Below are 24,352 nucleotides of genomic sequence, written 5' to 3'. Positions count from 1 at the left end.
GCGAGCGACATGAGCACGACTTCCCCCATCCTCTCGCTGAACAACATCGAGGTCATCTACGACCGCGTGGCCCTGGCCATCAAGGGCGTGTCGGTCGAGGTGCCACAAGGTGGCATGGTGGCCCTGCTGGGCGCCAACGGCGCGGGCAAAAGCACCACGCTCAAATCCATCAGCGGCCTGCTTCAACCCGAGCGCGGCGAGGTCACGCGCGGCGACATCCGCTTCATGGGCCAAGACATCGCCGGCCTGGCACCGCAGGCGCGCGTCAAGCGAGGCATCGTGCAGGTGCTGGAAGGCCGGCGCGTGTTCGAACATCTCACGCCAGACGAGAACCTGGTGGCGGCCTCGGCCGTGGTGGGTGGCTCGCGCGCCGACATGAACCGCCACCGAGACATGGTGTACGCCTACTTCCCACGCCTGCACCAGCGGCGCACCGCGCAATCGGGTTTTCTGTCGGGCGGCGAACAGCAGATGCTGGCCATTGGCCGCGCCCTCATGACCCAACCCAAGCTGCTGATGCTGGACGAACCCAGCCTGGGCCTGGCACCGTTTCTGGTCGCCGAGATCTTCGACATCGTCAAGCGCATCAACCAGCAGGAGGGCCTGTCGGTGCTGTTGGTGGAGCAGAACGCGATTGCAGCGCTGGAAGTGGTCTCGCACGGCTATCTGCTGGAGAACGGCCGCATCGTCATGCACGACAGCGCCGAGGCCATGAAGCAGAACCCCGACATCCAGGAGTTCTACCTGGGCGGCGCCGAAGGCAAAAATTTCCACGACATCAAACATTACAGCCGCAGAAAACGTTGGCTGAGCTGATTCCGACCACCGTCCCGGGCATGCGCGTACTTGGTGCCATGTGGACAACCTTCCTTTCGTACGCAGGAGACATGCGATGAAACGAGCTTTGTTATCCACCTTGTCTGGTGTCGCCCTGCTGCTGGGCGCATCCACCGCGTCGGCGCAACAAGCGCCCATCAAGTTCGGCCTGTGCTACGACCTGAGCAAGGCCTACACCTTCGTCACACCACAAATCGTGCAGGCGGTGAAGGACTACGCCGACATCCTCAACGCCAAGGGTGGCCTGGAGGGCAGCCCCATCGAGATCGTGGCGCAAGACCACGGCAACGAACCCCAGCGTGGCATCGAGTGCTACGAGAAGCTCAAGCGCGAGGGTGTGATGATCTTCGACACGCTGTCCACGCCGGTGTCGCGGGCCGTGCTGCCGCGTGCCATGACCGACGGCAACATCCTGCTGCAGTCGTTTGTGGGCCGGGGCGACGCCATTGACGGCGACGTGTTCAAGTGGGTCTTCCCCATCGGCCCGACCTACTGGGGCCAGATGGCCAACAACGTCCAGTACATCAAGAACCAGAGCAAGGGCAACCTCAAGGGTGTCAAGGTCGGTTTCATCTACCCCGACTACGCGTTTGGCCAAGAGCCCATCGCCATCCTCAAGACACTGGCCGAGAAGGAAGGTTTTGAGCTCAACCTCTTCCCCAACCCCATGCCCGGCCGCGACCAGGCCGCCGTGTGGACACAGATCCGCCGCTTCAACCCCGACTGGGTGATCACCTGGAACCTGTCGGCCATGCACGTGGTGGCCGCGCGCGAAATGAAGCGCAACGGCATCGCCATGGACAAGCTGATCAGCGTGAACTGGTTCAACGAGGTGGACATCGCCAACATCGGTGCGGCCGACGCCAAGGGCATGAAACGCGGCACCAACGTGGCCGGCGGCCAGGACCACGCGCTGATCAAACAGATCATTGCCGACCTGTACGACAAGGGCAAAGGCAACGGCGACCGCAAGAACCTGCAGGACGTGTACTACAACACCGGCCTGGCCATGTACTCGGTGGCTTTTGAGGGCGTGCGCAACGCCATCAAGGCCGGTGGCCGCCCCTTGACCCCCACCAAGATCAAGGCTGGCCTGGAAAGCCTGCGCAACTTCGACGCCAACGGCCTGCTGGCCCCCGTGACCGTGACCGCACAAGACCACGGCGGCGGCGGCAAGACCCGCATCGAGATGTGGGACGGCGCCAAGTGGGTGCCGCAGTCCGACTGGATCTCGGCCTACAACGATGTGGTCATGGAAGTGGTCAAAAAAGAGTCCGCCGAGTTCGCCAAAACGAACAAGTGAACCGCCCTCCCGCGCCGCCCCGCTGGGGGCGGCGCTCTTCACTCCTCCTGCGCCTCGCTGTCGCCTTCGCCATCGCCCCCCACGTCCAGCGCCTGCATGTTGTCCAACATCTTGAGCAGGTAGTGGACGGTGTGGACGATGTCGTTGGTTGAAAAATCCTTGAGCGCCTGGTCGTAGTAGTCGTAGATCTTGGGCAGCGCAAAGTGTTGCCACACATCGCGTCCGCTGTCGGTCATCTGGATCAGGCGCGAGCGGCGGTCGCTGGGGTCGGCGGCGCTGGTCAGGTGACCGGCTTTTTCCAGGCGACCAATCACGCCGGCCAGGTTCTGCCGGCTGACCATCAGGTAGCGGGCCAGGTCTCCCAGCTTCATGCCGGCGTCCACCTGCGGTCGCGACAAGGCTCCCAGCACCGCCCACTGCTGTGTCGTCAGGCCCTCCTCTTCAATGGCCCTCGAACCTGTTTTATGCAGCATGTTTGCACATTGATAGAGTCTAAAAAAGAGCCTATTCGCCAACTCCATCCGCATATCCTGGGCTTTATCCATAGGGTTTACCTCTACTAAAACCGAACTGAACGGCCTTGATTCGCACAAATGCCATCGACCATAATAAGACCATATATTGTCATATTTACACAAACAAACGCCAACACACAACTGGCTTTGTAACCCAGACCTGAAGGAGCACACGATGGGCAGACTCGACAACAAGGTGGCCGCCGTCACAGGCGGCGGCGGTGGCATCGGTGGCGCCACCTGCCGGCGCTTCGCGCAGGAGGGTGCGCGCGTGGCCGTGCTCGACCGCGACCTCGCCGCTGCCCAGCGAACCGCCGATCAGATCTTGGCCGAAGGCGGCACCGCCCTCGCATTGGCCTGCGACATCACCGACCGCGCCGCCGTGGACACCGCCGTGCAGCACATCGCCACCGAATGGGGCGGCATCGACATCCTGGTCAACAACGCCGGCTGGGACGTGTTCAAGCCGTTCACCAAAACCGTGCCCGACGAATGGGCCCAACTGATTGCGATCAACCTCACCGGCGCGCTGCACATGCACCACGCGGTGCTGCCGTTGATGGTGGCCACCGGCAAGGGGGGGCGCATCGTCAACATCGCCTCCGATGCAGCGCGTGTGGGCTCCTCGGGCGAAGCGGTGTATGCCGCCTGCAAGGGTGGGCTGGTGTCTTTCTCCAAGACCATCGCGCGCGAACATGCGCGCCACGGCATCACCGTCAACGTGGTCTGCCCCGGCCCCACCGACACCGCGCTGTTTGCCGACTACAAGCTGGGCGCCGGCAACCCCGAGAAGCTGGAAGAGGCCTTCCGCCGCTCCATCCCGCTGGGCCGCATTGGCCAGCCGCAAGACCTGCCCGGCGCCATCCTCTTCTTTGCCAGCGACGACGCCGCCTACGTCACCGGCCAGGTGATCAGCGTGTCGGGTGGCTTGACCATGAACGGCTGAAACAAGGATCACCCCCGTCGCTTGCCCGCTTCGCGTGGCCGCATCCCCCCTCCAGGGGGCAACACCAGCAGTCCGGCAAAGCCGGCCCTGCGGTGTTTGCTGAGAAAGACATTTCAGGCAACCAAACTCACGACTGAACCAGGAGATACCCATGGACTTCCAGGACATCACCTACGAGAACCGCAACGGCGTGGCGTGGATCACCATCAACCGCCCCGAGAAGATGAACGCGTTTCGGGGCACCACCTGCGACGAACTCATCAAGGCCTTCAACAAGGCGGGCTACGACAAACACATTGGCTGCATCGTGCTGGCCGGCGCGGGCGAGCGCGCCTTCTGCACCGGCGGTGACCAGTCGGCACACGACGGCAACTACGACGGCCGCGGCACCATCGGTCTGCCCATGGAAGAACTGCACGACGCCATCCGCAACGTACCCAAACCCGTCATCGCGCGCGTGCAGGGGTACGCCATTGGCGGCGGCAACGTGCTGGCCACCATTTGCGACCTGACCATTTGCTCCGACAAGGCCATCTTCGGTCAGGTCGGCCCCAAGATGGGCTCGGTCGATCCCGGCTACGGCACCGCCTTCCTGGCGCGTGTGGTGGGCGAAAAAAAGGCGCGCGAGATCTGGTACCTGAACAAACGCTACTCGGGCGAAGAAGCCGTGGCCATGGGCCTGGCCAACAAATGTGTGCCCCACGACGAACTCGACACCGAGGTGCAGGCCTGGGCCGAAGAAATCTGTGAGCGTAGCCCCACGGCACTGGCGATTGCCAAACGCAGCTTCAACATGGACACCGCCCACCAAGCCGGCATCGCCGGCATGGGCATGTACGCACTCAAGCTCTACTACGACACCGACGAATCGCGCGAAGGCGTGAAGGCCTTGCAGGAAAAGCGCAAACCCGAGTTCCGCAAGTTCGTGAAGTGAGTGTCGCCGCCATGCGCAACCCCTACATCAACGACGACCTGCAGGCCCTGGCGGACCACACGCGGCGTTTTGCCGACAAGCGCGTGGCGCCTGGTTTTCTGGAACGCGACCAGACCCGCGTGTTGGACCGGCAACTGATGCGCGAAATGGGTGCGATGGGCCTCATCGCACCCGAACTGGCCGAGGCCCACGGCGGCCAGGGATTGGGTTGCCTGGCCGCCGGTGTCATCCACGAAGAGATTGCGCGCGCCGACCTCTCGATCAGCTACATCAACCTGCTGGCCTCGCTCAACGGCCAGATTCTCAGCGACCACGGCCAACCCGAGGTGGCCGGCCCCTGGCTGAAAAAACTCACCGCCGGTGAATCCCTGCTGGCCATTGCCCTGACCGAACCACGCGGCGGCTCCGACGCCGCCAACCTGCGGCTGCGCGTCGAACGCGTGGGCAACGACTACGTCATCAACGGCGAAAAGACCTCCATCTCTGCCGCCGACCAGGCCGATGCGGTGGTGGTTTTCGGCCGCACGGGCAGCATCGATTCGGGCGCCCACGGCGTGACCGCGCTGCTGGTGCCCACCGACGTGCCAGGCCTCACCCGCAGCCGTTTCGACTGCCACGGCCAACGCGCCATTGGGCGCGGCTCGCTGTTCTTCGAGAACGTGCGCGTGCCAATGAACCACCGCCTGGGCGACGAGAACAAGGGCTTTGTGCAGGTGATGCAGGGCTTTGACTTCAGTCGCGCGCTGATTGGTCTGCAGGTGCTGGCGGTGGCCCGCGTGGCGCTGGAGGAAACCTGGGCCTACGTGGCCCAGCGCGAAGCCTTTGGCAAACCGCTGTCGGCCTTCCAGGGCGTGTCGCACCCGCTGGCCGACTTCGACACCCAGGTGGTGGCCGCGCGCCTGCTGTGCCTGCAAGCCTTGTGGCTCAAAGACCAGGGCCTGCCCCACACCTCCGAAGCGGCCATGTGCAAATGGTGGGGCCCCAAACTGGCCTACGACGTGGTGCACCAGTGCCTGCTGATGTTCGGCCACGGCGGCTACGACCACGGCGTGATGGAGCAGCGCCTGCGCGACGTGCTGGGTTTTCAGATCGGCGACGGCACGGCGCAGATCATGAAAACCATCGTGGCGCGCGACCGCGCGGGGCGCCAGGCCGTGCCCAACTGAACGCGCCGTTCAGCGCCCGGCCCGCATCAGCGTGCTTTTGCCAAACAGCGACTCCACCAGATCGACCGCCAGCTCGGCGGTCTTGTTGCGCACGTCCAGCGCGGGGTTGAGCTCCACGATGTCGAGCGAACCCAGTCGCCCGCTGTCGGCAATCATTTCCATGCACAACTGCGCCTCGCGGTAGGTGGGGCCGCCAGGCACGGTGGTGCCCACACCGGGGGCGATCTCGGGGTCAAGAAAATCGACATCGAAGCTCACGTGCAGGTGGGTGTTGGCCGGCATGCCTTCGAGTGCACGCGCCATGGTGCGGCGCATGCCTTCCTCGTCGATGAACCGCATGTCGAACACCTCCAGCCCGTGTTCGTGCACCAGGCGCTTCTCGCCTTCGTCCACGCTGCGGATGCCAATCTGGCGAACCTGATCGGGGCGCAGGGCCGGCGTGTGCCCACCGATGCCCACCAGCTCGGCCGGCCCCAACCCACACAGGCAAGCCACCGGCATGCCATGCACGTTGCCGCTGGGGGTGAGGGCGCTGGTGTTGAAGTCGGCGTGGGCATCCAGCCACAACACGCGCAACGGGCGGCCCTGTTCGCGGCAATGGCGGGCCACGGCCGCGATGCTGCCCACGCCCAGGCAATGGTCGCCTCCCAGCAGGATGGGCAGGTGCCCACGCCCGAGCGCGGCGTAGACGGCATCACACACCGCCGCGTTCCAGGCCACCACCTCGGGCAGGTGGCGGTAGCCGTTCAAGGGGGGCAACCAGGGGTTGCCGGGGCCACTGAGGTTGCCCACATCCAGCACCCTCAGGCCATGCGATTCAAGCGCCGGCTGCAGGCCCGCCACCCGCAGCGCCTCAGGCCCCATGGACGCGCCACGCGCACCGGCCCCGATGTCGGTGGGGGCACCAATGAGTTCGGCGGTGATGGGTGTGGGGGCGTGTGGCGTGTCCATGGCAAAAGCATAGCCGCCTTTGCCTGCGCTGCGCCCGCTGGGCTCAGGTGCCCCAATCGGCCGGCTTGTCACCTCGGCGGCGGGCCGCACGTTCCTCGCGCTCCTGCGCCAACTGCGCCTCCAGTTGCTCGCGGCCCTGGCGCGCTACGGAAATCTGGCGCTCCACATCGGCGTGGTGCGGGAACTGGAGCTCCATCATGCCGAGGTTGTGGCGCCGGAAACGCATGGCCAGTTCGCGCGCTTCGAACGCGGTGTGGCCCACCGCCTCCAGCACCTTGCGGGCGCTGGCCAGCGATGACTCGAACAGCTCGCGATCGATCAGGGTGACGCCCCGGTCGCGCAAGGCATTCCAGTGGCCCACGTCCACCGCACGCGCCACCAGTTGCAGTTGGGGAAAATGCTGGCGCGCCAGGTCCACGATGGCCAGGCTGGTGTCGCGGTCGTCCACCGCCACCACCAGCACGCGTGCGGTGTCGGCCCCCGCATTGCGCAGCAGGTCCAGCCGGCTGGCGTCGCCGTAAAAGCTCTTGAACCCAAAACGGCGCAACGCCTCGACCTGGTCGGGATCGTGGTCGAGCACGGTGGGCTTGAGGCCGGCCGCCAGCAACACCCGGGTGACGATCTGCCCGTAACGCCCGATGCCGGCCACAATGATGGGGGCGTCCTGCACGTCGAAGCTGTCGGGGGCCGGGCGGGTGCTGGCACCGGCGTGGCGCCGCGCGATGCGATCCACCACCAACAAGAGCAGCGGCGTGAGCAACATGGACAAGGCCACCGCACCAATCCACAACGCAGCGGTGTCGGCGGGCACCAGCCGGGTGGTGGCCGCCGCGCCAAACAGCACGAAGGCAAATTCGCTGCCTTGCGCGATGAGCAAGGCAAACAGGTTGCGCTGGGGCAGCGGTATGCCCACCGGCCCGGCCAGCGGCCGCAGGATGGCGAACTTGACCGCCATGAACCCCAGGGTGATGCCCAGCGCCTGCAGTGGCTTCGCCAGCAACACGCCGAAGTCGATGGACATGCCCACGGCAATGAAGAACAGCCCGAGCAACAGGCCTTTGAAAGGCTCCAGGTCGGTTTCGAGCGCGCGGCGGTATTCGCTGTTGGCCAACAACACCCCGGCCAGGAAGGCGCCCAGGCCCATGGACAGATCGACCCAGCGCATGAGATAGGCCACGCCAATGACCAGCAGCAACGCGGCGGCGGTGAAGACCTCGCGCACGTCGCTGCGGGCAATGGCGCGGAACAGCGGGCGCACCAGGTAGCGGCCGCCAAACACAATGACCACCACCACCGCAAGGGCCTTGGCCGCCAGCCAGCCGCCGCCGTCTGTGCCCGCGCTGGTCTCGCTGGCGACCACACCGGCCGCCAGTGCAGGCATCAAAGCCAGCATGGGGATGGACTGGATGTCTTGCGCCAGCGACAAGGCCACCGTGGTTTCGCCGGTGCTGGTCTGGGCCTGGTGGCGTTCAGCGAGGGCCTGCAAGGCGATGGCGGTGGACGACAGCGAGAGGCCAAACCCCAGCACCAGCGCCGCCTGCCAGCTCAGGCCCAGCCACCAGGCAACCCCGGCAATGGCCAGGGTGCACGACGCCATCTGCACACTGCCCCAGACAAAAATGGGCTGACGCAGGCGCCATACCTTGGCCGGCTCCAGCTCCAGCCCGACCAGAAACAGCATCAGCACCACCCCAAATTCGGCCACACCCAGCACCGACGCGGCATCGCCAATCAGGCCCAGGCCCCAGGGGCCGATGGTGACGCCGGCCAGCAGGTAGCCCAGCACGGCACCAAAGCCCAGGCGTTTGGCCAGCGGCACGGCCAGCACCGCCGCACCGAGGTACACCAGTGCAGGGGTGAGCCAGTCGCCACTGGCCACTGCGTTGGCAGCGTCGGCGCTCATGTTTGTCCCCCGGTGGACGGCCGGTCCTGGTCGGGCACCTCACAGCCCGGACAGGTCATGTCCTCGATCTCGGGCCAGTCCGGGTAGCTTTGCAAACGCTGTACGAACACGTCCACGTGGTCGCGCAGGTCCGGCTCATCCACCTGGTGCGCGCCGTGCAGCACCAGCGGCGGCAGAAAACGCAGGCCACACAAGGCGGCCGTCTGCTCGTAAGGGGGCAGGAAAGCATCGAAAAAATAGCGGTTGTAGCCCTGTGGGTGGTAGGCCGATTCGGCGCCGCCCGTGCTGGTCACCAGCCAGACGTCCTTGCCGCGCAGCGCCTGGCCCTTGCGCCCGTAGGCCCACCCGTGGGTGAACACCTCGTCCAGCCACAGCTTGTGCAGTGCCGGGCTGGCGTACCACTGGATGGGGTGCAGCCACACCACCAGCTGCGCCGCAGACAGGCGGGCTTGTTCCGCCGCCACATCGATGTGGAAATCGGGGTAGCTTGCGTAGAGGTCGGTGACCTCGACGTGGTCCAACGCCCGGGTGGCGTCGAACAGGCGGCGCGTGACGCGCGAATCGCGCCAGTGCGGGTGGGCAGCCACCACGTAGATGGATGGGCGGGGGGATGGGGTGTCGGCGTCCATGGCGCACGATAGCGCATCGGGATGCCCAAAAATGTCAACTGGCTCTAAGATCGTGGCTCGTTCGCGGTGGCGCCGGCCCGCCGCCCCTGGAGCCACGGCCATGATCGAAAACAACCCCCATTTCCGGCTGGTCAACAACGCCTTTCCCCACATCGGGAAAAACATCCGCCTGTTGTGGGGCCACCCCGAATTCGCGCGCTACGTGGCCAAGCTCATGGCAGACACCCGCAACGGCCAGCGCAAGGGGTTTCCGGACGACGTGCACGACTCCATGCTGCGCCTGTTGGAACAACACGACCGGGACTTCCCCCCTTCGCCCGAGAAACCCAACCCCAAAGGCCTCTGGGACGATCAGCCCGACTACTGACCCAGGCCCAAAACCCCCCACCCGACTGGGCTACAAGGGCTTGCCGCCCCGGCTAGATTGCAGGCATGCCCACTGCTCCCCCAGCCACCTGCGCTCTGGTCTGGTTCAAGCGCGACCTGCGCCTGAGCGACCACGCCCCGCTGGCGCAGGCGGCGCAATTTGAGTCCTGCCTCGGCCTGTTCATCATCGAACCGGCCTGGCTGAGCAGCCCCGAATGCGCCAGCGCTCATGTGGCCTTTGTGCTGGACGGCGTGGCCCAGCTGCGTGCCCAACTTCACGCCCGTGGCCTGCCCCTGTGGGTGGAGGTGGGCGAAGCCACTGTCGTGCTGCAGCGCCTGCACGCACACACCGGCTTCACCCACTTGCTGAGCCACGAGGAAACCGGGCCGGGCTGGACCTACGCGCGCGACCAGGCCGTGGCCCGCTGGTGCCGCCACCTCGGCGTGTGTTGGGTGGAAACGCCACAGACTGGCGTGGTGCGCCGCCTGCGCGACCGCCGTGGCTGGGCGGGGCGCTGGGACCAGCGCATGAACGCACCCCAGGCACCCACACCCACCGGCTGGGCCGGCGCAGGCCCGCTGCCCGCGCACGACCTGCCGAGCCTGGCCAGCCTGGGCCTGTCGCCACCTGCCTACACACCACCGCCCGCGGGCGAACCCACCGCGCAGCAACTGCTGCAAGGCTTTGTGCAACACCGCGCCATGGGCTACCGCCGCGCGCTCTCCAGCCCCCTCACGGCCCAGGACGGCTGCAGCCGCCTCAGCGCCCACCTGGCCTGGGGCAAGGTGTCGCTTCGCCAGGTGCACCAGGCCACCGAAGCGCAGATCGCCCACACGCCCGACCGCGACCTCGCGCACGACCTGCGTGGGTTTGCCGGGCGGCTGCGCTGGCACTGCCATTTCATGCAAAAGCTCGAGGACGAGCCGGCCATCGAGTTCCAGAACTTTGCCCGCCACTGCAACGGTCTGCGCGAAGACAGCAGCGACCCCACCCTGTTGGCCGCCTGGCAACGCGGGGAGACCGGTTTTCCCATGGTGGATGCGTGCATGCGCTCTCTCACTGCCACCGGGTGGCTCAACTTCCGCATGCGCGCCTTGCTGGTGAGTTTTGCCGCCTACCACCTGTGGCAACACTGGCGCCCCACCGGGCTGTTCCTGGCGCGGCAGTTTCTGGACTTTGAAGCCGGCATCCACTGGAGCCAGATGCAGATGCAAAGTGGCACCACAGGGATCAACACCCTGCGCATCTACTCGCCCACCAAACAGGCGCGCGACCACGATCCACAAGGCCTATTCATCCGCCGCTGGTTGCCCGAGCTCGCCCATGTGCCGCTGGAACACCTGGCCCAGCCTTGGTTGATGGACAGCGCAGGGCAGCGCGCCAGCGGCTGCGTGATCGGCCGCGACTACCCAGCGCCCGTGGTGGACGAACGCGCGGCCGCCCAACAGGCCAAAGACCGCCTTTACGCGCTGCGCCGCGAGCCAGACGTGCAGCAAGAGGCAAACCAGATCCAGCAGCGCCACGGCTCACGCCGCAGTGGCCTGCAACCCACCACACGCCGCCGCACGGCCCGGCCGCCACCATCTCCGGCATTGCCACCGTTGCCGCCCCAACTGAGCCTGTTCCCCGATGCCTGAGCGAAACAAGCCCCAACGCGACTTCAAGGGCAACAAAGCCCACCTGCCCAGCAAGCCCTGTGCGGTGTGCGGCCGCACCATGACCTGGCGCAAAGCCTGGGCCAAGAACTGGGAAGAGGTCCGCTATTGCAGCGACGCCTGCCGGGCCCGCAAAGGCCCAACCACATGAGCGCCGCCGTGCGCCACCTGGTGCTGGTGCTGGGCGACCAGCTCGATGAAGCCTCGTCCGCCTTCGACGGTTTCGATGCATCGCAAGACGTGGTGTGGATGGCCGAGGTGGCCGAGGAATCGACCCACGTGTGGTCGGCCCAACAGCGCACCACCCTGTTTCTGAGTGCCATGCGCCACTTTGCGCAGAACCTGCAGGCGCGCGGCTGGCCCTTGCGCTACCGCACGTTGGACACGCCCGACAACCGAGGCAGCCTGGCCGAAGAACTGACGCTGGCCATCAACGAACTGCGGCCCCAGACGCTGGTGCTGACGGCCCCGGGCGACTGGCGCGTGCTGCAGGCCTTGCGGGCGGTGGCCCGTGCCAGCGGCGTGCCGTTGGACCTGCGCGACGACCGCCACTTTTACAGCACCGTGCGCGACTTCACCGCGCACGCCCAAGGCCGCAAACAACTGCGCATGGAGTTCTGGTACCGCGAGATGCGCCGCCGCCATGGCGTGCTGATGGAAGGCAACCAGCCCGTGGGCGGTCAATGGAACTTCGACGCCGACAACCGCGCGGCCTTCGGCAAAGGCGGCCCACCAACGCTGCCCGCCCCCACGCGGTTTGAGCCCGACGGCATCACGCAGGGCGTGATGGCGCTCGTGCGCCAGCGTTTTGCCAGCCATCCGGGTCAGCTCGACCACTTCGGCTGGCCGGTCACCCGCACGCAAGCGCTGCAGTCTCTGGACGCGTTTGTGCGCGAGCGCCTGCCCCATTTTGGCCAATGGCAGGACGCGATGTGGGAAGGCGAAGTCTGGCTGTTTCATTCGCACCTCTCTGCGGCCCTCAACCTCAAGCTGCTCAACCCACGCGAGGTGGTGGCCGCCGCAGAGGCTGCCTGGCGCAGCGGCCACGCCCCCCTGGCGGCGGTGGAAGGTTTCATCCGCCAGATCCTGGGCTGGCGCGAGTACGTGCGCGGCATCTACTGGACGCAGATGCCAGGCTACCTGGACGGCAACGCGCTGGACGCGCAAGCTGACCTGCCCGCCTTCTTCTGGACCGGTGACACCGAGATGGCCTGTCTGCGCGACGCCCTCACCCAGACCCTGCGCCACGGCTACGCCCACCACATCCAGCGCCTGATGGTGACCGGCCTCTACACCCTGCTGCTGGGCGTGAAACCGCAGGCGGTGCACGCCTGGTATCTGGCCGTCTATGTGGATGCGGTGGCGTGGGTGGAACTGCCCAACACCCTGGGCATGAGCCAGTTTGCCGACGGTGGCTTGATGGCGAGCAAACCCTACGCCGCCAGTGGGCAGTACATCAAACGCATGGGCAATCACTGCCAAGGCTGTCGTTTTGACCCGGCCCAGTCCACCGGTGCACAAGCCTGCCCCTACACCACGCTGTACTGGGATTTTTTGCTGCACCACCAAGCGATGCTGGCGCACAACCCGCGCATGGTCATGGCACTCAAACACCTGGACCGGCTCGACGGCGACCAACGCGCCGCGATCCGACAGGCAGCACAGGCACACCGGGTGGATGTGGGCGCGGCAGGGTAAAATCGGCGCCCCTCAACAGCCTCTGGACACATACCATGAACCGCTGTGCACGCCGCCCTCTGGGCTTGCGTGGGCGGGCCCTTGCTGCGGCCCTGACCTGCGCCTTTGCACTTCTTCCTGCCATCGGCCTCGCCCAGCACCGGGGCTTTCCTGAACACGCGTTGCGTGGCCTGATGGTGGTGGGCACGCCGCCCGACATCAGCATCAACGGCAAGGCCGAGCGGCTGTCACCGGGTGCTCGCATACGCAACACCAACAACACCATTGTGTTTGCCAACAGCCTCATCGGTGAAAAACTGGTGGTCAACTACGTGCGCGAAAGCAATGGCATGGTGCACGAGGTGTGGATTCTGAATGGCTTCGAACAGGCCCAGCCGCGTGCTGGCGCCAGCGACATGGTGATCCACAACTACCGCAGTGGCAGCGATGCCGAAAGCCCCCCGAACACCCGCTGAAGGACGCACCATGGCCAAAAAAGTATTCATCAAAACCTTCGGCTGCCAGATGAACGAGTACGACTCGGACAAGATGGCCGACGTGTTGGGCGCCGCCCAGGGCTATGAGCCCACGCAGGACGTGGAAGAAGCCGATCTCATCCTCTTCAACACCTGCTCGGTGCGCGAGAAGGCGCAAGAGAAGGTGTTTTCCGACCTCGGACGTGTCAAGCACCTCAAGGAAAAAGGCGTGCTGATCGGTGTGGGCGGCTGTGTCGCCAGCCAGGAGGGCGAAGCCATCATCAAGCGGGCGCCCTATGTGGACGTGGTGTTCGGCCCGCAGACGCTGCACCGCCTGCCCGAGATGCTGAACGCCCGCGCCTCGCTGGCCCGGCCGCAGGTGGACATCAGCTTCCCCGAGATCGAGAAGTTCGACCACCTGCCGCCCGCGCGCGTGGACGGCGCCAGCGCTTTCGTGAGCATCATGGAAGGCTGCAGCAAATACTGCAGCTACTGCGTGGTGCCCTACACGCGCGGTGAAGAGGTCAGCCGCCCCTTCGAGGACGTGCTGGTGGAAGTGGCCGGCCTGGCCGACCAGGGTGTGAAGGAGGTGACGCTGCTGGGTCAGAACGTCAACGCCTACCGGGGCAAGATGGGCGAGACCAGCGAGATCGCCGACTTTGCGCTGTTGCTCGAATACGTGGCCGACATCCCCGGCATCGAACGCATCCGCTACACCACCAGCCACCCCAACGAATTCACCCTGCGTTTGATCGAAGCCTACGGCAAGATCCCCAAACTGGTGAACCACCTGCACCTGCCGGTGCAACACGGCAGCGACCGCATCCTGATGGCCATGAAGCGCGGCTACACCGCGATGGAATACAAAAGCACCATCCGCAAGCTGCGCGCCATCCGCCCCGACCTGTCACTGTCCAGCGACTTCATCGTCGGCTTCCCGGGCGAGACGGACGAGGACTTCGCCAAGATGATGAAACTCATCGACGACGTCGGTTTTGACGCCTCCTTCAGCTTCATCTTCAGCCCGCGCCCCGGCACCCCGGCGGCCAACCTGCCCGACGACACACCTCACGAGGTCAAGCTCAAGCGGCTGCAGCACCTGCAGGCGGTCATCGAGGACAACGTTCGCCGCATCAGCGCCAGCCGCGAAGGCACAGTACAGCGCCTGCTGGTGGAAGGGCCGTCCCGCAAAGACGCCAGCGAACTCATGGGCCGCACCGAGTGCAACCGCATCGTCAACTTCAAAGGCCAGCCACGCCTCATCGGCCAGATGGTGGACGTGCGCATCACCGAAGCCCTGCCCCACTCCCTGCGGGCAGAGGTGCTGGTGAAGGAAGGTTTGTCGGCTTGAAGACCCAAGATCAAGGTTTGATCTGCCTGTGCCGGTGGGCTCTGTTCGCCTTGATGGTGTCGAACCAAAGGCTGTCGGCTTCGATCTGAGTCGCCACCCGTGCGGCCTCATCCTTATCCAGAAACAGCGTCGCTGGCAACCGGGACTTCACCCTGGGCAGCGAGATGTGGCCAGACAACAACCCGGCCCGAATCCACCGCAAGTCGTTCGGCTGGCTGCGTGCGTACTTGGAAATGGCGGCGTCATCGGGGTCGAGAAACCAGATGCGAATGCCGCCCTGCTCAACGTGACTCATTCGGCCTTCCCAGCCATCGGGAAGGCTGGGCAAGCTGGGGGACACCGGGTCGAGGTAATAGCCGTTGGTTCTGTGAAATTCTGAGCCTTCGCCGAGCGCACTTCGCACATCCGCAATGCGACCCGGATCGGCCTTGGTGTAGCAGTCGATGTCGATGGACATCGACATGTCAGCCGGGATGTCACGCTCGTCCCCGGCGCCGAGGATGGACAGGCTGCCGATCACCACGTAGTCGCGGTGGCCAGTGAGGCGATGGGCCGCCTCGAACAAGCGGAACAGGTGGCTGCGGTTCACGCCATCACCACGTGCCAGGGCGAGTTCTGCCGCAAGGCGGTACCCCACTCCAAGGTTTCAGACCCCATGGCCTGGGCCAGCTCATTGACCGAACGCTGGAGCAACGCCTCCCACCGTTCGATGTAGTCCAGGCTGCACAGGCGCTCTCGGCGCCACCGTGTCACCTCCTGCTGGGCGCGTGTGACAAGGGCCTGGCTGTCGGCCGCTGGCATCAACAAAAGCTGTATGGCCAGGGCCTGGTGTTTGATGAGGCGGTCCTTTTCGACCAGAGCCTGATCGGCGCGCGCCGCACGGCGCTCTGCCAAACGGCTGTCGCTGTTCGTCCGGGCGAGAAACGCCTCTGGAGAACACACAATGGCCTTGACCTTGCGGTGCCGCTCAATCGCCACCGGCCCTTGTGCAGCGGCATCGAGCAACTCACCGAAGTTCTGCTTGGCCTGGCTGGACGTCATGTGTTGCATGCGCCCAATCTAGCAGATTTTGTCCATTTTGGACAAAATTTGAGATGCCGTCTGCCGGAAACCCGACCTGCATCGAAAATCGCCTCTAGCAGTCGCCTTGAGACGGTCTTGGCGTGGTCCAGAAACCCCTGATCCAACACCCAGCACACGACCCACCGCCGCGCGCCCTGTGGTTCAGCGCGAGGCATCCTGTGTGCTCGCCAACATGTACTTGAAGACCGCAATATTCTCTGCGGGCCGAGGTGCTGGTGAAAGAACACGCACCCGCCTGAGTTCACGCCGCCCATAAAAAACGGCGCACGAAGCGCCGTTTTTTTTCGCCCCAACTCGGCCCGTTCGGGGACACCGCCGGGCCGGCTCTGCCGGACGGCTGGTGTCGCCCCCTTGAGGGGGGATTCGAGCCACACGAAGTGAGCGAGAAACGGGGGTGGTCCTTGTCAATCCGCCTGCTTGCGCAGGAAGGCGGGGATTTCAAAGTCGTCCATGCCACCCGACGACAAGGCATCGACCTTGGCCGCCGCCTGCGTGCGGTTGGTGCGCCACACGCTGGGCACGGCCATGCCGCTGTAGTCGTTCTGCTGGGCAGCTCCACCGCCCAACGCCGAACCACCCATGGCGCTGGCGGCGCCACCACCCACCGCAAACGGCACGTTGTCGGTGCCGGTGCGCAGCACCTGCAGCGGCGGCGCCTGGCGGCGGGCGTTCTGGCGGCTCAGGCCCGTGGCCACCACGGTCACGCGGATGGCATCACCCAGGTTTTCGTCGTAGGCGGTGCCGTAGATGATGTGCGCATCGGGCGAGGCAAAGGCGCGGATGGTGGTCATGGCCAGCTTGGATTCGCTCAGCTTGAGCGATCCCTTGGAGGCCGAGATCAGCACCAGCACGCCCTTGGCGCCAGAGAGGTCCACCCCTTCGAGCAACGGGCAGGCCACGGCCTGCTCCGCCGCAATGCGGGCGCGGTCGGGGCCGCTGGAGGTGGCGGTGCCCATCATGGCCTTGCCGGGCTCGCCCATCACGGTGCGCACGTCTTCAAAGTCCACGTTCACGTGGCCGGGCACGTTGATGATTTCGGCGATACCACCGACGGCGTTCTTGAGCACGTCGTTGGCATGGGCAAAGGCTTCTTCCTGGGTGATGTCGTCACCCAGCACCTCTTGCAGCTTCTCGTTGAGCACCACGATCAGCGAATCGACGTTCTGCTCCAGCTCGGCCAGGCCGGCATCGGCGTTGGCCATGCGCTTGGGGCCTTCGAAGTCGAAAGGCTTGGTGATCACGCCCACGGTGAGGATGCCCATTTCCTTCGCCACGCGGGCGATCACGGGTGCGGCGCCGGTGCCCGTGCCACCGCCCATGCCCGCGGTGATGAAGAGCATGTGCGAGCCGGCAATGGCTTCGCGGATGTCGGCTTCGGCCAGCTCGGCGGCCTCGCGGCCCTTGTCGGGCTTGCTGCCTGCGCCCAGACCGGTGGTGCCCAGCTGGATGGTGCGGTGGGCCGCCGTGCGCGAGAGCGCCTGTGCGTCGGTGTTGGCGCAAACAAACTCCACGCCCTGCACGCCGCAGCCGATCATGTGCTCGACCGCGTTGCCGCCGCCACCGCCAACGCCAATCACCTTGATCTGCGTGCCCTGGTTGAACCCTTCTGCCTCAATCATTTCGATGCTCATGTTTTTCTCCGTGAATGCTTGCTGATAGTTGCCATTGAATCTGAATCTGTGTCTGTGTGAACCGCTTCGGGTTCAGCCAGGCGGCCCGGTTTCGCTCGGTCGTCGTTTGTGCGGGCGCGGTGCCAGGTTGGACTTGGGCTTGGTCATCAGAACGTCCCCATGAACCAGTCTTTGACACGGCCGAATGCGCTGTGCACCGACCCCGTTTTTTGCGCCACCTTGTGGCCACGCAGGCGCGCCAGCCGCGCCTCTTCGAGCAGGCCCATCACCGTGGCGGCGCGGGTCTGCGCCACCATGTCCGACAAAGCACTGTGGTACTTGGGCACGCCCCGGCGCACCGGCTTCAGAAAGATGTCTTCGCCAAGCTCGACCATGCCCGGCATGACGGCGCTGCCACCGGTGATGACCACACCCGACGACAGCACCTCTTCAAAGCCCGAGTCGCGCATGGTCTGTTGCACCAGCGCAAAAATTTCTTCCACACGCGGCTCGATCACACCGGCCAGGGCCTGACGGCTCAGCAGGCGCGGTCCCCGATCGCCCAGGCCGGGCACTTCCACCTGTGTTTCGGGGTCGGCCAGCAGTTGCTTGGCGCAGCCGCTTTCCACCTTGATGTCCTCGGCGTCCTTGGTGGGCGTGCGCAGGGCCATGGCGATGTCGCTGGTGATCAGGTCGCCCGCGATGGGAATGACCGCCGTGTGACGGATGGCGCCACCGGCGAAGATGGCCACATCGGTTGTACCGGCGCCGATGTCCACCAGAGCCACGCCCAGTTCCTTCTCGTCGTCGGTCAGGATGGACTGGCTGGAAGCCAGCGGGTTGAGCATGAGCTGGTCCACCTCCAGCCCGCAGCGGCGCACACACTTGATGATGTTCTCGGCCGCACTCTGGGCACCGGTCACGATGTGCACCTTGGCCTCCAGGCGGATGCCACTCATTCCGATGGGCTCTTTCACCTCCTGGCCGTCGATCACGAACTCCTGCGGCTCCACCAGCAGCAGACGCTGGTCGGTGGAGATGTTGATGGCCTTGGCGGTTTCGATCACGCGGGCCACATCGGCCGGCGTCACTTCCTTGTCCTTGATGGCCACCATGCCGCTGCTGTTGATGCCGCGGATGTGGCTGCCGGTGATGCCGGTGTAGACACGGGCGATGCGGCAATCGGCCATCAGTTCGGCCTCTTTCAGCGCCTGCTGGATGCTTTGCACCGTGGCATCGATGTTGACCACCACACCCCGCTTGAGGCCGTGGCTGGGCGCCACGCCCAGGCCGGCGAGCTTGAGCACGCCGCCGGCTTGCACCTCGGCCACCACCACCATGATCTTGGAGGTGCCGATGTCGAGTCCGACCACGAGGTCCTTGTATTCCTTGGCCATGATTGCTGTTCGTTTTATCTGTGGGTGGGCGTGGGTTTCGGGGCGGGTCGGGACGCGGCGCGGGCGGCTGCGGCCGCCGCCAAGGCTGCGTTTTTAGCGGCGGTAGCGGCGTCCACGGTGGACACACCTTTCATCCGCACCGCATAACCATTGGGGTAACGCAGGTCCGCCGATTCGATGTCGCGCTGGTAGCGGGTGGTGACCTGACCGACGGTGGCCACAAACTGCGTCGCGCGCGCCATGAGTTCGCTGGGCTCGCCCCGCCCGAGTTCGATCTGTGCGTGGTTGGACAGGCGCACGCGCCAGCTGCCGCGTGGGCTCAGTTCGAGGCGCTTGATGTCAAGTTCGATGCGACCGAACACGCTGCTGAGGTCGCGGTACAGCGCCAGCACCTGGGGCGCCTGGTCGTCAGGGCCGGCCAACTCCACCAGCGCGTCGTTGTCCAGGCTGTCCGGGTTGGCCTGAAACACCTCGCCATGGGTGTTGACCAGTTTGTCCTCACCGGCATCGCCCCACCACGCCACGGCCTGGTGCTCGGTCAGCGTGACTTTGAGCCGGTTGGGAAATTCACGCTGCACCACCGCCTGCCGCACCCAGGGCGCGGACTCGAACAAGGCCCGTGCTTCACGCAAGTCCAGGCTCAGGAAGGAACCACTCAGGCGGTTGGCGATGTGGGCGCGCAAGGCCACGGCATTTTGGTGGGCGACATCGCCATGCACCTGGATGCCCGCCACGTGCCATGAGGGGTGGCGCACCAGCCACAAGCCCAAGGCACTCAGCCCCATGAGGACGAACAGCACCAACAAGCCCTGGGTGGCCAGGGCCATCAGGCGGATGTCGTTGGGGGTGTCCATCGAGGGGTTCATGACCGTCGCGGCTCAGGCGTTGTCCAGCGTGGCGGCGGCCAGCACCTGCACACACAAGTCGGGGTAAGCGATGCCAGCAGCGCGGGCCGACATGGGCACCAGCGAGTGCCCCGTCATGCCGGGCGAGGTGTTGATCTCCAGCAGGTAGGGCTTGCGGGTGGTGGCGTCGATCATCACGTCGGCACGCGCCCAGCCACGGCAACCCAGGGTCTTGAAGGCCTCGAGCACCAGCGCCTGGATGCGCACCTCTTCGCCCTCGGGCAGGCCACAGGGCACCAGGTACTTCGTGTCGTCGGTGAAGTACTTGTTCTGGTAGTCGTAGTTGCCGTCGGGTGCCACGATGCGGATGACGGGCAGCGCACGGGCAGCATCACCTGTGCCCAGCACCGGGCAGGTCACCTCGTCACCGGCAATGAACTGCTCGCACAGGACCAGCGGGTCGTGCTGCGCGGCCAGGCGGTAGGCCTCTTCACATTGGGCTGCGTTCACCACCTTGGTCAGGCCAATGGTGGAGCCTTCGCGCGCGGGCTTGACGATCATGGGGCTGCCCAGGGACGCAAAGGCTTCGCGCGTGGCCTGCGCGCTGTCCACCTGTCGCCAGCCCGGCGTGGGCAGGCCCACGGCGGACCAGATGCGTTTGGTCATCACCTTGTCCATGGCCACGCTGGACGCCAACACGCCCGAGCCGGTGTAGGGAATGCCCAGCAACTCCAGCGCGCCCTGCACCGTGCCGTCTTCGCCGAAGCGACCGTGCAAGGCGATGAAGCAGCGGCTGAAGCCCTCGCGCTTGAGTTCGGCCAGATCGCGCTCGGCGGGATCGAAGGCGTGGGCGTCCACACCCCGCTCTTGCAATGCCTGCAGCACACCTGCGCCCGACATCAGCGACACCTCGCGTTCGGCCGAACGGCCGCCCATCAGCACCGCCACCTTGCCCATGTTGTGTTGTGTCGTCATGCGACCGCCCCCCTCACCTGAGTTGCCATGTCCACCACCTTGCCCGGCACCGCACCAATCGAGCCCGCGCCCATGCACAACACCACGTCACCATCGCGCGCGTTGTCCAGGATGGCCTGCGGCATGGCCGCGATGTCGTCCACAAACACCGGCTCCACCTTGCCCGCCACACGCAGCGCCCGCGCCAGGCTGCGGCCGTCGGCGGCCACGATGGGTGCCTCGCCCGCGGCGTACACCTCGGCCAGCAGCACCGCATCGGCACCGGCACCGATGACCTTGACGAAGTCCTCGAAACAATCGCGCGTGCGGGTGAACCGGTGCGGCTGAAAAGCCAGCACCAGACGCCGGCCCGGAAAAGCCCCGCGCGCAGCAGCCAGCGTGGCCGCCATTTCCACCGGGTGGTGGCCGTAGTCGTCGATCACCGTGCACTGGCCACCGTCCACCGTGGACACCTCGCCGTAACGCTGGAAGCGCCGGCCCACGCCCTTGAAACCGGCCAGCGCGCGCAACAGCGCCTCGTCGGGCACGTTCAGTTCCACCGCCACGGCGATGGCGGCCAGGGCGTTCTTCACGTTGTGTTCACCGGCCAGGTTGAGCACCACGTCGAGGTCGGGCAACACCACGCCGTTGCGGCGCTGCACGGTGAAATGCATCTGCCCGCCCACGGCGCGCACGTTCACGGCACGCACCTCGGCGCCTTCGTTGAAGCCGTAGCTGGTGACCGGGCAGGACACCTGCTGCACGATGTCGCGCACCGCAGGATCGTCGGTGCACAAGATGGCCACGCCATAGAAGGGCATGCGGTGCAGAAAGTCCACAAAGGCCTGCTTGAGCCGAGCAAAGTCGTGCCCATAGGTTTCCATGTGGTCGGCGTCGATGTTGGTGACGACCGCCATCACCGGCAGCAGGTTGAGAAAGGAGGCATCGGACTCGTCGGCCTCGACCACGATGTGGTCGCCGCTGCCCAGCCGCGCGTTGGCGCCAGCGCTGTTGAGGCGCCCGCCGATCACAAAGGTCGGGTCCAGGCCGGCCTCGGCCAACACGCTGGCCACCAGGCTGGTGGTGGTGGTCTTGCCGTGTGTACCGGCGATCGCAATGCCCTGCTTCAGGCGCATCAGTTCGGCCAGCATCAGCGCACGTGGCACGACCGGGATTTTTTTCTCGCGCGCAGCGATCACCTCGGGGTTGTCGCTTTGTACGGCGGTGGAGGTGACCACCGCGTCGGCACCCGCGATGTGGGCCTTTGCGTGCCCCACAAAGGTGGCGATGCCCAAACCTGCCAGGCGGCGCAGCGTGGCGCTGTCTGAGAGGTCGGAGCCCGAAATGGTGTAGCCCAGATTGCAGAGCACCTCGGCAATGCCGCTCATGCCCGAGCCACCGATGCCCACAAAATGAATATGACGCACCGCGTGTTTCATGCGCCCCCTCCTGTCAGTTCGTCACAGGCGCCCACCACTTCGCGGGTCGCCGTTGTTTTTTCGAGTTGTTTGGCCTTCGTGGCACGCGCCAGCAGTTCGGCGCGGTCCAGCTTGGCCAGCGTGTTCGCCAGGCCTTGTGGCGTGAGTTCGGTTTGTGGCACCAGCCAACCCCCGCCCTGGTCCACCAGGAAACGGGCGTTGGTGGTCTGGTGGTCGTCCACCGCCGCCGGGAAGGGCACAAACAGCGCGGCCGCACCGACGGCGGCGATTTCGGTCACCGTGCTGGCGCCGGCACGGCAGACGATGAGGTCGGCCTCGGCAAACGCGGTGGCCGTGTCGTCGATGAAAGGCGTCAGTTCGGCAGCCACACCCGCAGCCGCGTAATTGGCGCGCAGCTCGGCTATCTGTTTGGCGCCACTCTGGTGGGTCACCACCGGGCGTTGCCCCTCGGGCAACAGGGCCAGGGCCTTGGGCACGATGTCGTTGAGTGCGCGTGCGCCCAGGCTGCCACCCACCACCAGCAGCTTCAGAGGGCCGCTGCGCCCGGCAAAACGCTGGGCCGGCGCGGCCTGCTGCGTGAAGGCCACACGCAGCGGGTTTCCCACCCATATGCCTTTCGGCATGGCCTTGGGGAATGCGGTGAACACACGGTCGGCCACACCGGCCAACACCTTGTTGGCCATGCCGGCCACAGAGTTCTGTTCGTGCAGCACCAGCGGCTTGCCAGCCAGCACGGCCATCATGCCGCCCGGGAAGGTGATGTAGCCGCCCAGGCCCACCACCACATCGGGTTTCACGCGGCGCACCACCTGCAGCGCTTGCCAGAAGGCGCGCAACAGGCGCAGTGGCAGCAAGGCCAGCGTGAGAGCGCCCTTGCCGCGCACGCCGCCAAATTCGATCGGCTCGAAGGCAAAGCCACGTGGCGGCACCAGTTGGGCCTCCATGCTGGCGGGCGCGCCCAACCAGTGCACGCGCCAGCCGCGCTCGCGCAAGGCCTCAGCCACGGCCAGGCCAGGGAAGATGTGGCCGCCGGTGCCGCCGGCCATCACAAGTGCTGTCTTGCTCATGGCCGCCCCCCGCGCATCAGCTGCTTGTTCTCGTAGTCCACCCGGAGCACGATGGCCAGCGCGATCAGGTTGAGCAAGATGGCCGAGCCGCCATAGCTCATGAGCGGCAGGGTCAGCCCCTTGGTGGGCAAGGCACCCAGGTTCACGCCGATGTTGATGAAGGCCTGGAAGCCCATCCACAGCCCCACGCCCTGCGCCACCAGGCCGGCGAACACCTGGTCCAACGCGATGGCCTGGCGGCCAATCACCATGATGCGGCGGGTCAGCCACATGAACAGCGCGATCAGGGTCAACACGCCGATGAGGCCAAACTCCTCGCCGATGACGGCGAGCAGGAAGTCGGTGTGCGCCTCGGGCAGCCAGTGCAGTTTCTCCACGCTGCCGCCCAGGCCAACACCAAAAATTTCGCCCCGGCCGATGGCGATCAGCGCGTGCGAGAGCTGGTAGCCCTTGCCCAGGGCGTGGTCTTCGCTGAAGGGATCGAGGTAGGCAAAGATGCGCTCGCGCCGCCATTCGCTGGACAACACGATGAGCGCAAACGCGCCCACCACCAACAGCGCGATCAGAAAGAACATGCGGGCGTTGACGCCGCCCAGGAACAGGATGCCCATGGCGATCACCACGATCACCATGAATGCGCCCATGTCGGGCTCGGCCAACAGCAAAACCCCCACCAGCACCACCGCCACGCCCATGGGGGTGACGGCCTTGAAGAAGTCTTCCTTCACGTCCATCTTGCGCACCATGTAGCTTGATGCGTAAAGCAGCACCGCCAGCTTGGCCAGCTCGGACGGCTGAAAGCTCATGAAACCGACCGAGATCCAGCGCCGTGCGCCGTTGACCACCGAACCCACGCCAGGGATCAACACCGCCACCAGCAGCGCTATAGACCCCATGAACAGCCAGGGGGCCAGGCGCTCCCACACCCGCAGGGGCAACTGAAACGCCACCAACGCCGCCACCAGCCCAATGGCGATGAACAGCCCATGGCGCGTCACAAAATGGGTGTGGGCGTAGCGGGCAAAACGCGGGTTGTCGGGCAAGGCGATGGAGGCGGAGAACACCATCACCAAGCCCCACGCCAGCAAGGCGACCACCACCCACACCAGCGGCTGGTCGAAGCCGGCCACCGCCACCGGGCGCATGCGGGTGCTGTCGTAGCTGCCGGTCTGCAAACGCACGGGCAGTTCGCCCACGACTTCCGTTGCGCCGCCGCGCAGGCCCAGCTTTTGGAGGGTGGCTTGCAT

24 protein-coding genes are annotated in these 24,352 nt (G+C 65.7%); 11 read left to right on the top strand and 13 right to left on the bottom strand.

Annotated features, from left to right (window positions below; genetic code table 11):
- The first annotated feature begins 9 nt into the window (after positions 1 to 9).
- Positions 10 to 816, top strand: a complete 807-nt coding sequence (locus tag ACFQPB_RS12205) for an ABC transporter ATP-binding protein (RefSeq protein ID WP_382197941.1) — start codon at positions 10 to 12, stop codon at positions 814 to 816.
- 76 nt (positions 817 to 892) lie between these two features.
- The gene (locus tag ACFQPB_RS12200) at positions 893 to 2,140 is read left to right on the top strand and encodes an ABC transporter substrate-binding protein (RefSeq protein WP_382223576.1); all 1,248 of its coding nucleotides are present in this window, start codon (positions 893 to 895) and stop codon (positions 2,138 to 2,140) included.
- Positions 2,141 to 2,178: 38 nt separating this feature from the next.
- On the opposite strand, the gene ACFQPB_RS12195 is transcribed toward ACFQPB_RS12200, so the two are convergent.
- Positions 2,179 to 2,661 carry a MarR family winged helix-turn-helix transcriptional regulator gene (locus ACFQPB_RS12195; RefSeq protein ID WP_382223574.1) on the bottom strand — a complete coding sequence of 161 codons (483 nt, stop codon included), beginning with the start codon at positions 2,659 to 2,661 and terminating at the stop codon, positions 2,179 to 2,181.
- 169 nt (positions 2,662 to 2,830) lie between these two features.
- Here ACFQPB_RS12195 and badH point away from each other — a divergent pair, with 169 nt between their 5' ends.
- The 3 genes from badH to aliB all read left to right on the top strand — a co-directional run bounded on the left by badH (position 2,831) and on the right by aliB (position 5,701).
- A complete protein-coding gene (badH, locus tag ACFQPB_RS12190) occupies positions 2,831 to 3,601 on the top strand; it encodes a 2-hydroxycyclohexanecarboxyl-CoA dehydrogenase (RefSeq protein ID WP_382197937.1) in 771 nt (256 codons plus the stop codon).
- Positions 3,602 to 3,752: 151 nt separating this feature from the next.
- Complete coding sequence (gene badI / locus ACFQPB_RS12185; RefSeq protein ID WP_382197935.1) at positions 3,753 to 4,535, top strand: 2-ketocyclohexanecarboxyl-CoA hydrolase; 783 nt, start codon at positions 3,753 to 3,755, stop codon at positions 4,533 to 4,535.
- A gap of 11 nt (positions 4,536 to 4,546) precedes the next feature.
- Complete coding sequence (gene aliB / locus ACFQPB_RS12180; protein WP_382223571.1) at positions 4,547 to 5,701, top strand: cyclohexanecarboxyl-CoA dehydrogenase; 1,155 nt, start codon at positions 4,547 to 4,549, stop codon at positions 5,699 to 5,701.
- A 9-nt stretch (positions 5,702 to 5,710) separates the two neighbouring features.
- Here the strand turns inward: aliB and rocF are convergent, their stop codons facing one another.
- The 3 genes from rocF to kefF are packed head-to-tail and all read right to left on the bottom strand — an operon-like array spanning position 5,711 to position 9,184.
- Positions 5,711 to 6,652: an arginase gene (gene rocF, locus ACFQPB_RS12175; protein ID WP_382197926.1), complete on the bottom strand. Its 942-nt coding sequence runs from the start codon at positions 6,650 to 6,652 to the stop codon at positions 5,711 to 5,713.
- Between the two features lie 43 nt (positions 6,653 to 6,695).
- Positions 6,696 to 8,555, bottom strand: coding sequence for a glutathione-regulated potassium-efflux system protein KefC (gene kefC / locus ACFQPB_RS12170; RefSeq protein WP_382223569.1), 1,860 nt, complete (start codon positions 8,553 to 8,555; stop codon positions 6,696 to 6,698).
- Positions 8,552 to 9,184: a glutathione-regulated potassium-efflux system oxidoreductase KefF gene (gene kefF / locus ACFQPB_RS12165; RefSeq protein ID WP_382223566.1), complete on the bottom strand. Its 633-nt coding sequence runs from the start codon at positions 9,182 to 9,184 to the stop codon at positions 8,552 to 8,554. The genes kefC and kefF overlap by 4 nt, the downstream gene beginning before the upstream one ends.
- 100 nt (positions 9,185 to 9,284) lie before the next feature.
- On the opposite strand from kefF, the gene ACFQPB_RS12160 reads away from it, so the two are divergent.
- The 6 genes from ACFQPB_RS12160 to miaB all read left to right on the top strand — a co-directional run bounded on the left by ACFQPB_RS12160 (position 9,285) and on the right by miaB (position 14,710).
- On the top strand, positions 9,285 to 9,551 hold the full coding sequence (locus ACFQPB_RS12160; protein WP_382197921.1) for a hypothetical protein: 267 nt from the start codon (positions 9,285 to 9,287) through the stop codon (positions 9,549 to 9,551).
- 65 nt (positions 9,552 to 9,616) lie between these two features.
- Complete coding sequence (locus ACFQPB_RS12155; RefSeq protein ID WP_382223563.1) at positions 9,617 to 11,188, top strand: cryptochrome/deoxyribodipyrimidine photo-lyase family protein; 1,572 nt, start codon at positions 9,617 to 9,619, stop codon at positions 11,186 to 11,188.
- On the top strand, positions 11,181 to 11,357 hold the full coding sequence (locus tag ACFQPB_RS12150) for a DUF2256 domain-containing protein (protein WP_382223560.1): 177 nt from the start codon (positions 11,181 to 11,183) through the stop codon (positions 11,355 to 11,357). Before ACFQPB_RS12155 ends, ACFQPB_RS12150 begins: the two co-directional genes overlap by 8 nt.
- Complete coding sequence (locus tag ACFQPB_RS12145) at positions 11,354 to 12,904, top strand: cryptochrome/photolyase family protein (RefSeq protein ID WP_382223557.1); 1,551 nt, start codon at positions 11,354 to 11,356, stop codon at positions 12,902 to 12,904. The genes ACFQPB_RS12150 and ACFQPB_RS12145 overlap by 4 nt, the downstream gene beginning before the upstream one ends.
- A gap of 35 nt (positions 12,905 to 12,939) precedes the next feature.
- Positions 12,940 to 13,359 carry a hypothetical protein gene (locus tag ACFQPB_RS12140; protein WP_382197915.1) on the top strand — a complete coding sequence of 140 codons (420 nt, stop codon included), beginning with the start codon at positions 12,940 to 12,942 and terminating at the stop codon, positions 13,357 to 13,359.
- A 10-nt stretch (positions 13,360 to 13,369) separates the two neighbouring features.
- Positions 13,370 to 14,710 (top strand): tRNA (N6-isopentenyl adenosine(37)-C2)-methylthiotransferase MiaB, encoded by a 1,341-nt coding sequence (gene miaB / locus ACFQPB_RS12135; protein WP_382223555.1) that lies wholly within the window; start codon positions 13,370 to 13,372, stop codon positions 14,708 to 14,710.
- Positions 14,711 to 14,720: 10 nt separating this feature from the next.
- Here miaB and ACFQPB_RS12130 read toward each other — a convergent pair whose 3' ends face one another.
- The 9 genes from ACFQPB_RS12130 to ftsW all read right to left on the bottom strand — a co-directional run bounded on the left by ACFQPB_RS12130 (position 14,721) and on the right by ftsW (position 24,352).
- Positions 14,721 to 15,299, bottom strand: a complete 579-nt coding sequence (locus ACFQPB_RS12130; RefSeq protein ID WP_382223553.1) for a DUF6036 family nucleotidyltransferase — start codon at positions 15,297 to 15,299, stop codon at positions 14,721 to 14,723.
- A complete protein-coding gene (locus ACFQPB_RS12125; protein ID WP_382223550.1) occupies positions 15,296 to 15,760 on the bottom strand; it encodes a type II toxin-antitoxin system Phd/YefM family antitoxin in 465 nt (154 codons plus the stop codon). The genes ACFQPB_RS12130 and ACFQPB_RS12125 overlap by 4 nt, the downstream gene beginning before the upstream one ends.
- Before the next feature lie 437 nt (positions 15,761 to 16,197).
- Positions 16,198 to 17,424, bottom strand: a complete 1,227-nt coding sequence (gene ftsZ / locus ACFQPB_RS12120) for a cell division protein FtsZ (protein WP_382223547.1) — start codon at positions 17,422 to 17,424, stop codon at positions 16,198 to 16,200.
- Positions 17,425 to 17,570: 146 nt separating this feature from the next.
- Positions 17,571 to 18,800, bottom strand: coding sequence for a cell division protein FtsA (ftsA, locus tag ACFQPB_RS12115; RefSeq protein WP_382197907.1), 1,230 nt, complete (start codon positions 18,798 to 18,800; stop codon positions 17,571 to 17,573).
- A gap of 14 nt (positions 18,801 to 18,814) precedes the next feature.
- Positions 18,815 to 19,666, bottom strand: a complete 852-nt coding sequence (locus tag ACFQPB_RS12110; RefSeq protein WP_382223545.1) for a cell division protein FtsQ/DivIB — start codon at positions 19,664 to 19,666, stop codon at positions 18,815 to 18,817.
- A 12-nt stretch (positions 19,667 to 19,678) separates the two neighbouring features.
- Complete coding sequence (locus tag ACFQPB_RS12105; RefSeq protein ID WP_382223542.1) at positions 19,679 to 20,620, bottom strand: D-alanine--D-alanine ligase; 942 nt, start codon at positions 20,618 to 20,620, stop codon at positions 19,679 to 19,681.
- Positions 20,617 to 22,038 carry a UDP-N-acetylmuramate--L-alanine ligase gene (gene murC, locus ACFQPB_RS12100; RefSeq protein ID WP_382223540.1) on the bottom strand — a complete coding sequence of 474 codons (1,422 nt, stop codon included), beginning with the start codon at positions 22,036 to 22,038 and terminating at the stop codon, positions 20,617 to 20,619. Before murC ends, ACFQPB_RS12105 begins: the two co-directional genes overlap by 4 nt.
- Positions 22,035 to 23,105 (bottom strand): undecaprenyldiphospho-muramoylpentapeptide beta-N-acetylglucosaminyltransferase, encoded by a 1,071-nt coding sequence (gene murG / locus ACFQPB_RS12095; RefSeq protein WP_382223537.1) that lies wholly within the window; start codon positions 23,103 to 23,105, stop codon positions 22,035 to 22,037. Before murG ends, murC begins: the two co-directional genes overlap by 4 nt.
- On the bottom strand, positions 23,102 to 24,352 hold the full coding sequence (gene ftsW / locus ACFQPB_RS12090; RefSeq protein ID WP_382223534.1) for a putative lipid II flippase FtsW: 1,251 nt from the start codon (positions 24,350 to 24,352) through the stop codon (positions 23,102 to 23,104). The genes murG and ftsW overlap by 4 nt, the downstream gene beginning before the upstream one ends.

Source organism: Hydrogenophaga atypica (assembly GCF_042665215.1).
GTDB lineage: Bacteria > Pseudomonadota > Gammaproteobacteria > Burkholderiales > Burkholderiaceae_C > Hydrogenophaga > Hydrogenophaga defluvii_A.
This window is presented reverse-complemented; position numbering and strand designations above follow the sequence as displayed.

Bases quoted from the DNA above. Each gene is read 5' to 3' on its own strand.
- ACFQPB_RS12205 (WP_382197941.1), top strand. From the start codon at position 10: ATGAGCACGACTTCCCCCATCCTCTCGCTGAACAACATCGAGGTCATC.
- ACFQPB_RS12200 (WP_382223576.1), top strand. From the start codon at position 893: ATGAAACGAGCTTTGTTATCCACCTTGTCTGGTGTCGCCCTGCTGCTG.
- ACFQPB_RS12195 (WP_382223574.1), bottom strand. From the start codon at position 2,661: ATGGAGTTGGCGAATAGGCTCTTTTTTAGACTCTATCAATGTGCAAAC.
- badH (WP_382197937.1), top strand. From the start codon at position 2,831: ATGGGCAGACTCGACAACAAGGTGGCCGCCGTCACAGGCGGCGGCGGT.
- badI (WP_382197935.1), top strand. From the start codon at position 3,753: ATGGACTTCCAGGACATCACCTACGAGAACCGCAACGGCGTGGCGTGG.
- aliB (WP_382223571.1), top strand. From the start codon at position 4,547: ATGCGCAACCCCTACATCAACGACGACCTGCAGGCCCTGGCGGACCAC.
- rocF (WP_382197926.1), bottom strand. From the start codon at position 6,652: ATGGACACGCCACACGCCCCCACACCCATCACCGCCGAACTCATTGGT.
- kefC (WP_382223569.1), bottom strand. From the start codon at position 8,555: ATGAGCGCCGACGCTGCCAACGCAGTGGCCAGTGGCGACTGGCTCACC.
- kefF (WP_382223566.1), bottom strand. From the start codon at position 9,184: ATGGACGCCGACACCCCATCCCCCCGCCCATCCATCTACGTGGTGGCT.
- ACFQPB_RS12160 (WP_382197921.1), top strand. From the start codon at position 9,285: ATGATCGAAAACAACCCCCATTTCCGGCTGGTCAACAACGCCTTTCCC.
- ACFQPB_RS12155 (WP_382223563.1), top strand. From the start codon at position 9,617: ATGCCCACTGCTCCCCCAGCCACCTGCGCTCTGGTCTGGTTCAAGCGC.
- ACFQPB_RS12150 (WP_382223560.1), top strand. From the start codon at position 11,181: ATGCCTGAGCGAAACAAGCCCCAACGCGACTTCAAGGGCAACAAAGCC.
- ACFQPB_RS12145 (WP_382223557.1), top strand. From the start codon at position 11,354: ATGAGCGCCGCCGTGCGCCACCTGGTGCTGGTGCTGGGCGACCAGCTC.
- ACFQPB_RS12140 (WP_382197915.1), top strand. From the start codon at position 12,940: ATGAACCGCTGTGCACGCCGCCCTCTGGGCTTGCGTGGGCGGGCCCTT.
- miaB (WP_382223555.1), top strand. From the start codon at position 13,370: ATGGCCAAAAAAGTATTCATCAAAACCTTCGGCTGCCAGATGAACGAG.
- ACFQPB_RS12125 (WP_382223550.1), bottom strand. From the start codon at position 15,760: ATGCAACACATGACGTCCAGCCAGGCCAAGCAGAACTTCGGTGAGTTG.
- ftsZ (WP_382223547.1), bottom strand. From the start codon at position 17,424: ATGAGCATCGAAATGATTGAGGCAGAAGGGTTCAACCAGGGCACGCAG.
- ftsA (WP_382197907.1), bottom strand. From the start codon at position 18,800: ATGGCCAAGGAATACAAGGACCTCGTGGTCGGACTCGACATCGGCACC.
- ACFQPB_RS12110 (WP_382223545.1), bottom strand. From the start codon at position 19,666: ATGAACCCCTCGATGGACACCCCCAACGACATCCGCCTGATGGCCCTG.
- ACFQPB_RS12105 (WP_382223542.1), bottom strand. From the start codon at position 20,620: ATGACGACACAACACAACATGGGCAAGGTGGCGGTGCTGATGGGCGGC.
- murC (WP_382223540.1), bottom strand. From the start codon at position 22,038: ATGAAACACGCGGTGCGTCATATTCATTTTGTGGGCATCGGTGGCTCG.
- murG (WP_382223537.1), bottom strand. From the start codon at position 23,105: ATGAGCAAGACAGCACTTGTGATGGCCGGCGGCACCGGCGGCCACATC.
- ftsW (WP_382223534.1), bottom strand. From the start codon at position 24,352: ATGCAAGCCACCCTCCAAAAGCTGGGCCTGCGCGGCGGCGCAACGGAA.